Here is a 13,144-nt window from a genome sequence, read left to right as displayed (position 1 = left end):
AGGTGCCGTAACCGACGCCGTAATGGCCCAGCGTGCTACCGAAGCCGCGCGGCTCTTCCTTAGCCAGTTTCGGGTTGGCCATGGTCGCCACGTCAATAAAGCCGCCCATCCCCAGCAGGGTATTCAGGAAGAAGCGGTTGAAGTGCACCATCGCCTTGTACGGATTACCCTCAATAAAGTAGTTCACCATCGTGGACGGTTCATCAAGGTTGCTGAGGAAGTTGCCCAGCCCGGTACGCGCCGGCACCGGCACGTAATCGCGCCAGACCACCGCCACCGGCCTCACCACGTAGGGATCCAGCACGTTGTAGTTGAAGTTAAACATCGTGCGGTTGAAGCCTTCCAGCGGATCTGAACGGCCCTGTGGATCGTCGGCATTTTTCGAGCTGGCACAACCTACCAGCAGCACGCTTGCCAGCGCCAGGCCCGTCAGGCGATAGTTCATCATGTTCTCCCTGTACTGATTTATTGATTACCGCCCGTCACCTGCTGGTTAATCTCCACCGCAAGCTGCTGCTGACCGTCATAGGGGGTGACCGCGCTCTGACCGAACCAGTCACCCGGCTGCGGGTTGGCGCTGCCGTTGCGCGATATGCGCACCCGCACCTGCACCTGATGCTGCGCCGACAGCAGCCGCTGCGGCATCATGGCGTTGCTGTCATCCAGCGTGAGCGATAAAGGAAAATGGCTTAACGGCATCTTTTTTACCGCGACGGGAACCGGCGTGCTCCCGTCAGAGACGGAAATATACAACACTCCGCCCGCCGGTAACATTTTTTCTGCCCCGGCGGCCAGGCTGACCGTTAACGCCAGGTGACTGTTCTGCTTGCCGGATTCCGTCTTTGCCTGCTCGATACTGCGCTGAATCATCGCCACGCGCGCATCGTCAGGCGGTAATAACTGTAACATTTTTTGCCAGACTTCGATGGCCTGCGCATAGCGCTGACGCTCAAAAGCATTAAATGCCAACAAGCCCAGAATGCGCAGGTTACTGCCGTCCGCGGCCGCCATCTCATCCAGCAGCGCGGTGGCCTGCTGGTTATCCTGCGGGTCGGAAGAGCGGGTCAGCACTTCAGCATAGCTCAGCTTTGCCTCGGCATCCTGCGGTGACAGCTGCAACGCATGCCGGAACGCCTGGCCGGCGGTAGCGGCGTTGTTCAGCACCATCCCTAACCGGCCCAGCATCATCCAGTCGTTGACGTTCTGCGGATCCTGCTGCAGCTCGCTGCGGATACCCAATGCCAGCCGCGCCAGCTGCTCCATACTGAGCGGCTTCGCGTTCGGGTCCATCACCTGGGCGCGCAGCGCCGGCAGTTCGTTTTTCACCTGCTGCCAGGCCAGCACCTGCGGCAGCCCGCCGGTCTGCAGGTACAGCCCGAGGCTGGCCAGCACCAGCACCAGCGCCCCCGGCAGCAGCCACAGGCGGCTGACCTGCCGCGCCTGAGGCGGCTGCTGGCCCGGCACGTCCAGCAGCAGGGTTTGCTGCAGCTCACGTACCATCTCCGGCCGCTCCGCCACCACGCCCTGTGCCTCATCTTCCTCCAGCTCCTGCAGGCGGCGCTGGTAGAAGGCGGTATTCACCGTATCACGATCGTCGGTGACGCCAGGCGGGCGCCGGCTGCCGGCGATCAGCAGCAGGGCCACCGCCGCGATCAGCAGCAGCAGTATCGTCAACATCAGGGCGCTCATGGTTGTTTCCTGTCTTTCTGCAGCAGCGCATTGAGGCGCTGCTGCTGCTGTGGATCCAGTTCGGCGGGCTGCACGCGTCTGCGGCTGCGCAGAATAATCACCAGCGCGCCGATCGCCACAAACAGCGCCGGGCCAACCCACAGGATCAGCGTTGAGGGGGTGACCGGCGGCTGATAGGAGACAAAGTTGCCGTAGCGGGCCACCATCCACGCCTTGATCTGTTCCGGCGTCTGCCCCTGGCGCAGCAGCTCATACACCTTCAGCCGCATATCCGCCGCGATCATCGCATTGGAGTCGGCAATGCTGTTGTTCTGGCATTTCGGGCAGCGCAGCGATTCAGTAATGTGGCGGTACTGCTGCTCCTGATTTACCGAATCAAATTTATAGGTATCAATATTGTCCGCCAGCGCACAGAGGCTGCTGACCATCAGCGCCAGCAGTAGCAGGTAACGTTTCACGATCCGGCCCCCTGGCTGTATTTCTGCCACAGCGGCTTCACCTGCTCATTCCACACGCGTTCGTTGAGATCGCCGGCGTGACGGTAGCGAATAATGCCGTTGCCGTCGATCAGGAAGGTCTCCGGCGCGCCGTAGACGCCGAGATCCAGCCCGAGCATGCCGTCACCGTCGTACAGGCTCAGCGCATAAGGGTTGCCCAGCGTATTCAGCCAGTTCACCGCCTTTTGCCGGTCATCCTTGTAGTTCATACCCACCACCCGCACGCCCTCAGCGGCCAGCGTATTCAGGTACTGGTGCTCGGCGCGGCAGGTCGGGCACCAGGTGGCCCAGACGTTAAGCAGCAGCGGCTTGCCGTCATGCAGCACCGACTGGTCAAAGGTTTTTCCCGGCTGGTCCAGCGACTCCAGCGTAAATACCGGCACCGGTTTACCCACCAGCGCCGACTCCAGCCGGGTGGGATCGTCGCCGTTGGCGTTACGGGTCAGCTGCCACAGCAGCGCCGCCGCCAGCAGCAGAAACAGCACCAGCGGGATATAAAGAATTTTCTTGTTCATGCCAGCTCCTGCGGCGCTTTCTTACGCGCACGGTAGCGCGGGTCGAGCAGGCAGAAAATGCCGCCCAGGGCCATAAACAGGCCGCCGAACCAGATCCAGCGCACAAAAGGTTTGTAGTAGATGCGTACCGCCCACGACCGGTCGTCCAGCTGTTCACCGAGCGCCGCGTAGAGGTCGCGGGTGATACCGCCGTCGATCGCCGCTTCGGTCATCATGGTACGCGCCACGCTGTAGTAGCGTTTCTCCGCCCGCAGCGTGGCCTCCGGCTTGCCGTTGCGGGTGACGTCAATAATGCCGACCCCGCCCGAGTAGTTCGGCCCCTGCAGGTTATGCACGTCGCGGAAGGTGAAGTGGTAGCTGTGGATGTCCACCGTATCGCCGGCCTTCATCCGCACGTCGCGCTCGACGCTGTAGTTCTGGCTGAAGGCGATGCCGATCACCGTCACCGCCACGCCGAGGTGCCCGAGCACCATCCCCCAGTGGCTGCGCGACAGATGGCGCAGGCCGCGCAGCAGGCTGTGACGGTGGGTGGCACGCTCGTGCAGCTCCATCAGCGTCAGGATAATCACCCAGACCGCCATCAGCAGCCCGACCACGGTCATCGCTTCGATACGGTCCTGCATCAGCCACGGCAGCAGCACCGACAGCAGCAGCGTTGCCAGCATGGCGATCGCCAGCCGCTTCCACAGCTTCTGCGGCTCATCGCGCCGCCAGCGCACCAGCGGGCCGATGCCGAGCATCAGCGCCAGCGGTGCCATCAGCCAGCTGAACAGCAGGTTAAAGAAGGGTTCACCAATCGAGATGCTGCCCAGCCCCAGCTGCTTATGCACCAGCGGCAGCAGCGTGCCGAGCAGCACCACCAGCATCGCGGCGATCAGCAGCACGTTGTTGCCCAGCAGGAACGACTCGCGCGACCACACCTCGCTCTGCACGCGGCTGCGTACCTTGCCGCCCTTAATGGCGTACAGCAGCAGCGAACCGCCGATGACGATAATCAGGAAGGCGAGGATAAACATGCCGCGCGCCGGATCGGAGGCGAACGAATGCACCGACACCAGCACCCCGGAACGCACCAGGAAGGTGCCGAGCAGGCTGAGCGAGAAGGCGGTGATCGCCAGCAGCACCGTCCACGCCTTAAAGGTGCCGCGTTTCTCGGTCACCGCCAGCGAGTGGATCAGCGCGGTGCCGGCCAGCCACGGCATAAAGGAGGCGTTTTCTACCGGGTCCCAGAACCACCAGCCGCCCCAGCCCAGCTCATAATAGGCCCAGGCGGAGCCAAGCACGATGCCGATGGTCAGGAACACCCACGCGGCGGTGGTCCACGGCCGCGACCAGCGCGCCCAGGCGGTATCCAGCCGGCCGGCCATCAGCGAGGCGATGGCAAAGGCGAAGGCCACCGAGAAGCCAACGTAGCCCATATAGAGCAGCGGCGGATGGAAAATCAGCCCGATATCCTGCAGCATCGGGTTCAGATCGCTGCCGTCAATCGGCAGGTCCGGCAGCGTGCGGGTAAACGGGTTGGAGGTCAGGGTGATAAACAGCAGGAAGCAGAAGTTAATCATCCCCATCACCGCCAGCACGCGGGCGATAGCGTCGGCCGGCATGCTGCGGCTGAACAGCGCCACCGCCAGCGTCCAGGTGCTGAGCAGCAGCACCCACAGCAGCAGCGAGCCTTCGTGTGCGCCCCAGGTGGCGGCCACGCGGTACCACACCGGCAGCAGCGTATTGGAGTTATTGGCCACGTAGGCGACGCTGAAATCGTTGACCACAAAGGCGTGCACGAGGATCAGAAATGCCCCGGCGATGCAGGCAAACAGGCCGTAGCTGAGCGGACGCGCCAGCCCCATCAGCCGCTGGTCAAGGCGCGACGCCCCCCACAGCGGATAGACGCTGAGCAGCAGTGACAGCCCCAGCCCGAGGCACAACAGGAAACTGCCGATTTCCGGGATCATGGCTGCCCCTCCGCCGGCGCGGCGGCCGGATGGTTGTTCTTCATCGCGTCGCTGATCTCCGGCGGCGTGTACTTCTCATCGTGCTTCGCCAGCACCTCTTTAGCGACGATATGCGTGCCGTCCTGCAGCACACCCTGCGCCACCACGCCCTGCCCTTCACGGAACAGGTCGGGCAGGATGCCCTCATAGCTGACGCTGACCACGCCGCTGTTGTCATACAGCTGGAAGCTGACCTGCAGCGTTAACGGATCGCGGTGTACGCTGCCCGGCATCACCATGCCGCCGACGCGCAGGCGCTGGCCCGGCTGCGGCTTCTGCAGGTTTTCGCCCTTGCCGTTGATGATTTCACTCGGAGTGTAGAACAGGTCGATATTCGAACGCAGTGCGTACATCACCAGCGCCGTTGCCAGCCCCAGCCCGACGATCACCAGCAGCACCAGCAGCAGGCGGTTTTTACGGCGCGGATTCACGGTGCTTCTCCTGCCGCAGCGGCGGCTTTTTTGGCTTTGGCGGCGCGGATGCGCTGCTCGCGTAACTGGCGCTGGCGGATCTCATCCAGCAGGCTGCGGCGCTGCAGCAGGGTGTGCAGCAGCAGCCCGGCCAGCGGGATCAGCGTGCAGGCCACCGCCAGCCAGACGTAAAAGGCGTAGCCGCCCATGGCGAAGAACTGCGCCCAGGAAGAGAAAGCCGGATTCATGCTTTGCGCCCTCCGTGGTTAACCAGCGCCAGCACCCACGGGCGATGGCGCTCGGCGGAGAGCAGCAGGTTGCGCAGGCGCATCAGGGTCAGAGAGACGAACAGCAGCAGGTAACCGAGGATCGACCAGCGCAGCGGAATGCGCATGCTTGGATCTATCGCCTGCTGCAGCACGCCGGAGGAGCCCTGGTGCAGGGTGTTCCACCACTGCACCGAGTAGTGGATGATCGGCAGATTCACCACGCCAACCAGGATCAGAATGCTGGCCGCGCGCCCCGCCGTGCGGCGGTCGTCAAAGGCGTGATACAGCGCGATGGTGCCCATGTAGAGGAACAGCAGCACCAGTTCCGAGGTCAGGCGCGCGTCCCAGATCCACCAGGTGCCCCACATCGGTTTGCCCCAGGCCGAGCCGGTTACCAGCGCGATAAAAGTGTAGACCGCGCCCACCGGAGCCATCGCCGCGGCGGCGAGGTCGGCGGTTTTCCACTGCCACACCAGCCCGGTGAAAGCGGCGATGGCCATTGAGGCATAGATGCCCATTGACCACATCGCCGCCGGCACGTGAAGGTAAATGATACGGTAGCTGTTGCCCTGCTGATAATCGGCGGGAGCAAAGCCGAAGCCCCACGCCCAGCCGAGCAGCAGCGCGGCAACGCCGGGCAGGGCAAACCACGGGATAAAACGCCCGCATAACCGGTACAGCCGCTCAGGCTGGCCCAGCTGATGGATCCATTTCCACATTGTCTTCTTGCTCACAGTAAAAATAATCGTTCTGAATCAGGTGCGCCGTTAAGGGTGACAGTCGGTTTTATTATTTTCTTAACGTTTACTGCACGCTTACCCGCAGCGCGGCTGCGGTAGCAAAAGGTGCCAGCGCCGCGCTGCCCGCCAGCAGCGCGCCGAGGATCGCCAGGTAGCCGTCGATCGGCAGCCCCTGGCCGGCGGCATCGATCGCCGCCGTGGCAAAAATCAGCACCGGTACCGCCAGCGGCAGTACCAGTAAACTCAGTAACACCCCGCCGCGCCGCAGGCCGACCGTCAGCCCGACGCCGATCGCCCCGAGGAAACTCAGCGTCGGCGTGCCCAGCAGCAGGGTCAGCGCCACCGCCCGCCAGCTGGCCATATCCAGCGACAGCAGCAGCGCCACCAGCGGCGACAGGATCAGCAGCGGCAGCCCGGTCACCATCCAGTGCGCCGCCACTTTTCCCAGCACGGTCAGCGGCAGCGGCGTGGGCAGCAGCAGCAACTGCTCCAGCGATCCGTCGATAAAGTCATCGCGGAACAGCCGCTCCAGCGCCAGCAGCGAGGCCAGCAGCGCCGCCACCCAGACGATGCCCGGCGCGATGCGCGCCAGCAGCTGCGGCTCCGGCCCCACGCCGAGTGGAAACAGCGTAATCACGATCAGGAAGAACCACAGCGGATTGGCAATCTCGCCGCCGCTGCGCAGGGCGATGCGCAGCTCACGCTTTAACACCCGGATAAACATCAGGCGGCCTCCGGCGCGGTGAGGCAGATGCGGCCGATCGGGTGCATCGCCTCCGGCAGATCCTGGTGGGTGGTGAGGATCACCGCTCCGCCCTGCCGCGCATGGCGCACAAACAGCGCCGTCAGCGCCGCCACGCCGGCTTTATCGATCGCCGTCAACGGCTCATCGAGGATCCACACCCGCGCCTGGCTCAGCCACAGCCGCGCCAGCGCCACCCGCCGCTGCTGGCCGGCGGAGAGCTGGCCTGCCGGCACCGTTTCATAACCGGCGAGGTCCACCTGTTCCAGCGCCTGCCACAGCGCGTCCTGGCTGTGGTCAGGGTGGTAAAAACGCAGATTCTCAAACGGGGTCAGCACCGCCTTCACCCCCGGCTGGTGACCAAGATAGAGCAGCTGCTGATGCCAGCTCTCCCGCTGCTGCAGAATACTTTTCTGCTGCCACAGCACCTCGCCCTGCTCCGCGCGGCTCAGCCCGGTCAGCAGACGCAGCAGCGAGGTCTTACCGGCACCGTTCGCCCCTTCCACCTGCACGATATCCCCCGCCGCTACGGTAAAACTGAGATCGCAAAACAGCACCCGCTCGTCGCGGACAAGGGTCAGGTTTCTGGCTTCAAGCATGAGGGAAGCATCGCGTGATGTTAAATTTGATGGCGGATAGTACCACAATTATTGCGCCTTCCGAAGGCAAGGCAGGCCTGCAACCCCCAGCCGGCCGGGTATTAAGGGCTTTTTCTGCTCAAAATCGCGCCGTTTTTAAAGCTTTGTTACCCTTTTAAACGACTGATGTTACGTGTTGATGTCCGTCCCGCCCTCCCTGACGCGCCGCGTATTTTCTTCTTTTTTGCACCCGAGTGCAAGAAAAGCCGGGCTATGCTTACTATTTGACACTCAGATTGCCGGGGAAATGATGGAAAACGCTCAAAATGATAAAAACGAAACCAACGAAGTCGACAGCGAAGAGAGCGAACGCGGGGAGGAGATTGAGGTAGACGAAGAGGCCCTGCCCTCGCGGGCGGCGGCGGTGCATGAACAGATCCGCCAGGAGGGCGAAAAGGAGCTGGAGCGCGACGCGATGGCGCTGCTGTTTTCCGCCATCGCCGCCGGGCTGTCGATGGGCGCGTCGCTGATGGCCAAAGGCATTTTCCAGGCCAACCTGGAGGGGGTGCCCGGCGCGTTTCTGCTGGAGAACCTCGGCTATACCTTCGGCTTTGTGATCGTGATTATGGCGCGCCAGCAGCTGTTCACCGAGAACACCGTCACCGCGGTGCTGCCGGTGATGCACAAGCTGAACGGCGGCAACCTGCTGCTGCTGCTGCGCCTGTGGGGGCTGGTGCTGGCCGGCAACCTGCTCGGCACCGGGCTGGCGGCGCTGGCCTTCAACCATCTGCCGGTATTTGACGACGCGGTGCGCGAGGCCTTTGTCAGCATCAGCATGAAAATCATGCATAACTCGCCGTGGGAGATGTTCGCCAACGCAATGATTTCCGGCTGGATCATCGCCACCATGGTGTGGATGTTCCCCTCCGCCGGGGCCGCGAAGATCTGGGTGATTATTATGATGACCTGGCTGGTGGCGCTCGGCGACCTGACGCATATCGTGGTCGGATCGGTGGAGATCCTCTACCTGGTGTTTAACGGTGACATCAGCTGGCAGCAGTTTATCTGGCCGTTCGCCCTGCCGACGCTGGCCGGCAATATCATCGGCGGCACCTTTATCTTTGCGCTGATCAGCCACGCGCAGATCCGCAACGATATGAGCAATAAGGCCAAAGCCAAGGCGCAGGCCGAGGCGAAGAAGAAGAAGAAACAGCAGGAGCAGGGACAGAAACAGGAGCAGGAGCAGGAGGGTTAAAGTTTAGCCGCCCTGCCCCCCGGGCAGGGCAATGCTTTCTGTCAGCCAGCCGGCAAAATCGCGCATCGCGTCGGTCTCAACACGGGACTGCAGGCGGGTCAGCCAGTAGCCGCCGAGGCTGACGGTGGTGGCAAACGGCTGCACGATCCGCTCGCCGCGCAGCAGATGTTCAAACATCGACGGCGGGGCGAGCGCGATCCCCAGCCCGGCCTGTGCCGCTTCCAGCATATTCACCGACGAATCAAACATCATCACCTGCTGGGTGGGCAGCGGTGCGGGTTCCCCCACCGCCGCCAGCCACGTGGCCCACTCGTCGCGGCGATAGGAGCGCAGCAGCACGCAGCGCTGCAGATCGGCAGGCTCACGCAGCCCGGCCGCCAGCGCCGGCGTGCACAGCGGGGCCAGCGGCGCGTCACAAATCAGCTGCGCCTCGGTGCCGTGCCAGGCACCGCTGCCATAACGGATGGCATAGTCCAGCCCTTCGGCAACGCTGTCCACGCGGTTGTTATGGGTGGAGAGCTGCACGTCGATATGCGGATGACGCTGGGTAAACGCCGCCAGCCGCGGCAGCAGCCAGCCGGTGGCAAAGGTGCCCACCACGCCAATCTTGATTTTTTCCCGCAGCTGCCCGCGTGAAAAACGATCGAGACTCTCCGCTATGCGATCAAAGGCGTCGTTCAGCACCGGCAGCAGGCTTTCGCCCTCCGGGGTCAGCACCAGCCCGCGCGAGTTGCGGATAAATAGCTGACGCTGCAACTGCTGCTCCAGCGACTTAACCTGCTGGCTGATCGCCGCGTGGGTGACGTGCAGTTCGATAGCCGCCTTAGTAAAACTTAACTGCCTGGCCGATGCTTCAAACGCACGCAGCGCATTAAGGGGAAGATAGCTGCGGGTCACGGGGTTTCCTGTTAGATTTTCTATTATCAGCCGTTATTTATCATCGATTGCCCTCGCCGGTCAATCTCTGCACAATCCACCACAGGAACCCGCACCCCGCCGGGCCAGATCACCCTCCATGGAAGATGACACAATGCTAAAGAAAACCTTAACCACCCTGCTGTTCACCGCTTTTGCCAGCGCACCGCTGATGGCGCAGGTGCAGACGCCGCTCAGCCAGCAGCAGGTGGCAAAAATCGTTAACGACACCCTTAGCCCGCTGATGGCGGAACAGCAGATCCCCGGCATGTCGGTGGCGGTGCTGGTCAACGGCACGCCGCACTACTTCAACTACGGCGTGGCGAATATCAAAAGCGGCCAGCCGGTAACCGCCGGTACCCTGTTTGAACTGGGCTCGGTCAGTAAAACCTTTACCGGCGTGGCCGGCGGCGTAGCGGTGCAGCGTGGTGAAATCCGCCTCGATGACCCGGCAGCGGACTACGCGCCACAGCTGAGCGGCCACTGGCGCGGCATTACCCTGCTGCAGCTGGCCACCTACACCGCCGGCGGCCTGCCGCTGCAGGTACCGGATGCGGTGACCGACCAGGCCGCGCTGTGGCACTACTACCAGCAGTGGCAGCCGCAGTGGCCGGCGGGCAGCATGCGCAACTACTCCAACGCCAGCATTGGCCTGTTTGGCCAGCTGGCGGCGCAGCGCAGCGGGCTGTCGTTTGAAACCTATATGAATAAATACCTGTTTACGCCGTTAAAGCTTAACGACACCTTTATTACGGTGCCCAAAGCAAAGGAGGCTGACTACGCATGGGGCTACCGCGACGGCAAACCGGTGCGCGTCACGCCCGGCATGCTCGATCAACAGGCCTACGGCGTAAAATCGACCGCACGGGATATGGCGCGCTGGATGCAGGCCAATATGGATCCGCAAAGCCTGCCCGCAGGCGACGCCACGCTGAAGAAAGCCATCGCCAGCGCGCAGACCCGCTACTACCGGTTCGGCGATATGTACCAGGGGCTGGGCTGGGAGACGCTGGACTGGCCGGTTGATGCCAAACGGCTGGTTGCCGACAGCGCCAACGGCGTCGCGCTGCAGCCGAAGAAGGCCCTGGCGCTGCTCCCCGCGCAACCGCCGGTGGCCGCCTCGCTGGTCAATAAAACCGGCAGCACCAACGGCTTCGGCAGCTATATCGCCTTTGTGCCGCAGCAGAAGATCGGCATCGTGATGCTGGCCAATAAGAACTTTGCGCTGCCGGTGCGGGTTGAGGCGGCACTGAAAATTCTGCAGGCGCTGGACCGGGAGCAGAGTACGGCGAAGGAGCAACAGCAGAGCGCGGCGAAGGAGCAGCAGCAGAGCGCGGCGAAGGAGCAGCAGCAGAGCGCGGCGAAGGAGCAGCAGCAGAGCGCGGCGAAGCAGTAAGCGGAGGCTCCCGGTGCGGTTTCGTATCGGGAGAGTTCGATACGGCACGGCTGACTAAGGCCGACTGCTGGTTAAATGCGCAGTCAGCCGGGTAAGTGGTTAATCTTTGTCGAGTATTGCGCTATACTGCCCGCCGCTGTCTCCTTAGTTAAATGGATATAACGAGCCCCTCCTAAGGGCTAGTTGCAGGTTCGATTCCTGCAGGGGACACTTTCCTACAGTTCGCCACCCTCCGTAGTAGTTCGCAATAACCCTTTAAACTCAAGTAGTACCATAAACATCAGTTCGTGCCAGTTCGCAACAGTTCGTTGACAGCCGCACGCTTCAGCGGGTAAAAAACGAGTAAATAAATTTACTCACCGGAATTTTACCCATGCTCACGCTAAAGCAGGTAGACGCAGCCAAGCCCACAGAGAAGTCCTACTGACCTCTTCCCTTCGTTCATTACCGGCGTAAAGTAGGAGGTCCGACCTTTCTTTCTCTGAACAAATGAGGTCATCCGGCATGAAAAAAAACACAGTGTTCAAAAACAACCGCAGTCAGGCGATGCGCCAGACCAAAGCTGTTGCCCTGCCTGATGATATGAAGCAGGTCGATATCGTGGCAACTGTCCGCACGCGTATCATTACGCAAGCAACTGAAAGCTGGGACTCCTGGTTTGACAGCAACGGTGTCACCTCTGACTTCATGAGCGCCAGGGAACAACCAGATGGCCAGGTCAGACAGACTGGTCCCCCCCCACAGACGATGCTATCCGCGACTAACCCGAACCTTTAGATCTCTCCGCCCTACCCGGCAACCTCACCCTGAACCGATTCTCACCCTGCTGATGCACCACTTCAATCTCCCCGCCATGCAGCTGCACAATTGCACGGGTAATCGCCAGCCCCAGCCCGCTGCCGGGGGTGTGGCGGGCGTTGTCGGCGCGCCAGAAGCGGGTGAAGAGTTTATCGGCGTCCGCGATTGGGTCGCCGCGGTTGGTCACGCTGAGGGTAACGCCGTTATCGTCGCGGTCGCTGTCGATCCGCACGGTTTCCCCTTCAGGCGAGTGGCGGATGGCGTTGGTCAGCAGGTTGGTCAGCGCCCGCTGCAGCAGCAGTTCGTCAGCCATCACCTCGCCGCTGGCGGTGACCTCCAGGCGGATCTCGCGCTCTTCCGCCAGCGGCGTCAGAAATGCCACCACCCGGTGGGTAAAGCGCGGCAGGTCGACCGGCGTCAGGCTGAGGGCGATATTGCGGTGATCGGCGCGCGACAGAAACAGGATGTTTTCAATCAGCCGGGTCATCTGCTCCAGCTCTTCAATATTGCTCTCCAGCAGCCCTTCATACTCATCCGGCGGACGCGGGCGCTGCAGCATCACCTGATTCTGCGCCAGCAGCACGTTGACCGGCGTGCGCAGTTCGTGGGCGAGGTCGTCGGCAAACTGCGTCAGCCGGGTGAAGTCCTCCGCCAGCCGCTGGCGCATCTGGTTAAGCGCGCTTCCCAGCGGCAGCAGTTCGGCAGGCAGACCCTGCAGCGGCAGCGGCGCGGCCAGCCCGCGGCTGTCGGTCTGTGCGGTTTGCTGGCTGAGCTGCGCGATGGCGCGCAGGCTGCGGCGGATCGCCAGCGGGCCGATCGCCGCCGCCAGCAGCACCGCCGCCAGGCAGAACAGCAGGCTGTGCTGGCGATACTGCCGCAGCACCTGCTGACGCTCTTCGGCGATACGCGCCACGGTGATGATCAGCGGACCCGCCGCATCGCGGCCGCTCAGCGCCAGCGCCGCGGCGTCGGTGCCTTTGCCGGTGCGCCACTGGTGTAGCCGCGCAACGGTGGGGGCAACGTCGGCCGGCAGCGCCTCCATCGCCGGCAGCCGCAGGCCGCTGTGGTTAATGTCGACGATCGCCCCCGCCTCCCCGCGCGTGATGCGCAGGATATCCTGCCGCGTGTTCATCATGCGGTTGAAGTAGAGCGGCAGCGTGCGCGCCTCCGCGCCGTCCAGCAGCAGCTGGCGCAGCTGGGCGGCGCGGTTGACCAGCGTCTGGTTATCGCGCCAGACCAGTTCGGCGGCCAGCGAACGGTAGAGCGAAACGCTGACCAGCCCGCAGGTCAGCGCCACCAGCAGGGTAAAGGCCACCGTTAGTCGAACGGTCAGCGAGGGACGCTGCATC

The 13,144-nt window shown here is 62.8% G+C and carries 13 protein-coding genes, 1 tRNA gene and 2 pseudogenes; 4 read left to right on the top strand and 12 right to left on the bottom strand.

Annotation, left to right across the window (positions count from 1 at the left end):
- From NV64_RS23835 to ccmA, 10 genes and pseudogenes are all read right to left on the bottom strand, one after another.
- Positions 1-445: pseudogene (locus NV64_RS23835) on the bottom strand (MlaA family lipoprotein); the annotation flags it as partial.
- Between the two features lie 20 nt (positions 446-465).
- Complete coding sequence (ccmI, locus tag NV64_RS02265) at positions 466-1,689, bottom strand: c-type cytochrome biogenesis protein CcmI (protein WP_056239326.1); 1,224 nt, start codon at positions 1,687-1,689, stop codon at positions 466-468.
- Entirely contained in the window at positions 1,686-2,147 is a 462-nt protein-coding gene (locus NV64_RS02260; RefSeq protein ID WP_056239324.1) for a cytochrome c-type biogenesis protein, read from the bottom strand. The genes ccmI and NV64_RS02260 overlap by 4 nt, the downstream gene beginning before the upstream one ends.
- Positions 2,144-2,701, bottom strand: coding sequence for a DsbE family thiol:disulfide interchange protein (locus tag NV64_RS02255; RefSeq protein WP_056239323.1), 558 nt, complete (start codon positions 2,699-2,701; stop codon positions 2,144-2,146). The genes NV64_RS02260 and NV64_RS02255 overlap by 4 nt, the downstream gene beginning before the upstream one ends.
- Entirely contained in the window at positions 2,698-4,653 is a 1,956-nt protein-coding gene (locus tag NV64_RS02250; RefSeq protein ID WP_056239320.1) for a heme lyase CcmF/NrfE family subunit, read from the bottom strand. The genes NV64_RS02255 and NV64_RS02250 overlap by 4 nt, the downstream gene beginning before the upstream one ends.
- Complete coding sequence (gene ccmE, locus NV64_RS02245; protein ID WP_056239318.1) at positions 4,650-5,123, bottom strand: cytochrome c maturation protein CcmE; 474 nt, start codon at positions 5,121-5,123, stop codon at positions 4,650-4,652. Before ccmE ends, NV64_RS02250 begins: the two co-directional genes overlap by 4 nt.
- Positions 5,120-5,350: a heme exporter protein CcmD gene (ccmD, locus tag NV64_RS02240; protein ID WP_101505230.1), complete on the bottom strand. Its 231-nt coding sequence runs from the start codon at positions 5,348-5,350 to the stop codon at positions 5,120-5,122. The genes ccmE and ccmD overlap by 4 nt, the downstream gene beginning before the upstream one ends.
- Positions 5,347-6,090 carry a heme ABC transporter permease gene (locus NV64_RS02235; protein WP_056239311.1) on the bottom strand — a complete coding sequence of 248 codons (744 nt, stop codon included), beginning with the start codon at positions 6,088-6,090 and terminating at the stop codon, positions 5,347-5,349. The genes ccmD and NV64_RS02235 overlap by 4 nt, the downstream gene beginning before the upstream one ends.
- Before the next feature lie 85 nt (positions 6,091-6,175).
- On the bottom strand, positions 6,176-6,835 hold the full coding sequence (gene ccmB / locus NV64_RS02230) for a heme exporter protein CcmB (protein WP_101505229.1): 660 nt from the start codon (positions 6,833-6,835) through the stop codon (positions 6,176-6,178).
- Positions 6,835-7,452, bottom strand: coding sequence for a cytochrome c biogenesis heme-transporting ATPase CcmA (ccmA, locus tag NV64_RS02225; RefSeq protein ID WP_056239306.1), 618 nt, complete (start codon positions 7,450-7,452; stop codon positions 6,835-6,837). The genes ccmB and ccmA overlap by 1 nt, the downstream gene beginning before the upstream one ends.
- 289 nt (positions 7,453-7,741) lie before the next feature.
- On the opposite strand from ccmA, the gene NV64_RS02220 reads away from it, so the two are divergent.
- Positions 7,742-8,686 (top strand): formate/nitrite transporter family protein, encoded by a 945-nt coding sequence (locus tag NV64_RS02220; protein ID WP_101505228.1) that lies wholly within the window; start codon positions 7,742-7,744, stop codon positions 8,684-8,686.
- 3 nt (positions 8,687-8,689) lie between these two features.
- Here NV64_RS02220 and ampR read toward each other — a convergent pair whose 3' ends face one another.
- Positions 8,690-9,583 carry a LysR family transcriptional regulator AmpR gene (ampR, locus tag NV64_RS02215; RefSeq protein ID WP_101505227.1) on the bottom strand — a complete coding sequence of 298 codons (894 nt, stop codon included), beginning with the start codon at positions 9,581-9,583 and terminating at the stop codon, positions 8,690-8,692.
- A 133-nt stretch (positions 9,584-9,716) separates the two neighbouring features.
- Between ampR and ampC the strand changes: the two are divergent.
- The 3 genes and pseudogenes from ampC to vapB form a co-directional block, all read left to right on the top strand.
- Positions 9,717-10,871, top strand: a pseudogene (ampC, locus tag NV64_RS02210) (class C beta-lactamase); the annotation flags it as partial.
- 264 nt (positions 10,872-11,135) lie between these two features.
- Positions 11,136-11,207 (top strand) — tRNA-Arg (locus NV64_RS02205).
- Between the two features lie 294 nt (positions 11,208-11,501).
- Complete coding sequence (gene vapB / locus NV64_RS02200; protein ID WP_101505226.1) at positions 11,502-11,774, top strand: type II toxin-antitoxin system VapB family antitoxin; 273 nt, start codon at positions 11,502-11,504, stop codon at positions 11,772-11,774.
- Here the strand turns inward: vapB and NV64_RS02195 are convergent.
- Positions 11,758-13,143: a heavy metal sensor histidine kinase gene (locus NV64_RS02195; protein WP_101505225.1), complete on the bottom strand. Its 1,386-nt coding sequence runs from the start codon at positions 13,141-13,143 to the stop codon at positions 11,758-11,760. The two genes, vapB and NV64_RS02195, sit on opposite strands and share 17 nt — an antisense overlap.
- Position 13,144: the final 1 nt, after the last annotated feature.

Source organism: Erwinia sp. B116 (assembly GCF_002865965.1).
In the GTDB taxonomy this organism is placed as follows: domain Bacteria; phylum Pseudomonadota; class Gammaproteobacteria; order Enterobacterales; family Enterobacteriaceae; genus Erwinia.
Note: the sequence above shows the minus strand (reverse complement) of the source record. Positions and strands in the feature narration are given on the sequence as shown.

Excerpts from the sequence above, each read along its gene's own strand:
- ccmA (WP_056239306.1), bottom strand. The coding sequence starts at position 7,452 with ATGCTTGAAGCCAGAAACCTGACCCTTGTCCGCGACGAGCGGGTGCTG.
- NV64_RS02195 (WP_101505225.1), bottom strand. The coding sequence starts at position 13,143 with ATGCAGCGTCCCTCGCTGACCGTTCGACTAACGGTGGCCTTTACCCTG.
- NV64_RS02250 (WP_056239320.1), bottom strand. The coding sequence starts at position 4,653 with ATGATCCCGGAAATCGGCAGTTTCCTGTTGTGCCTCGGGCTGGGGCTG.
- ccmB (WP_101505229.1), bottom strand. The coding sequence starts at position 6,835 with ATGTTTATCCGGGTGTTAAAGCGTGAGCTGCGCATCGCCCTGCGCAGC.
- NV64_RS02220 (WP_101505228.1), top strand. The coding sequence starts at position 7,742 with ATGGAAAACGCTCAAAATGATAAAAACGAAACCAACGAAGTCGACAGC.
- ccmD (WP_101505230.1), bottom strand. The coding sequence starts at position 5,350 with ATGAATCCGGCTTTCTCTTCCTGGGCGCAGTTCTTCGCCATGGGCGGC.
- NV64_RS02255 (WP_056239323.1), bottom strand. The coding sequence starts at position 2,701 with ATGAACAAGAAAATTCTTTATATCCCGCTGGTGCTGTTTCTGCTGCTG.
- vapB (WP_101505226.1), top strand. The coding sequence starts at position 11,502 with ATGAAAAAAAACACAGTGTTCAAAAACAACCGCAGTCAGGCGATGCGC.
- ccmI (WP_056239326.1), bottom strand. The coding sequence starts at position 1,689 with ATGAGCGCCCTGATGTTGACGATACTGCTGCTGCTGATCGCGGCGGTG.
- NV64_RS02235 (WP_056239311.1), bottom strand. The coding sequence starts at position 6,090 with ATGTGGAAATGGATCCATCAGCTGGGCCAGCCTGAGCGGCTGTACCGG.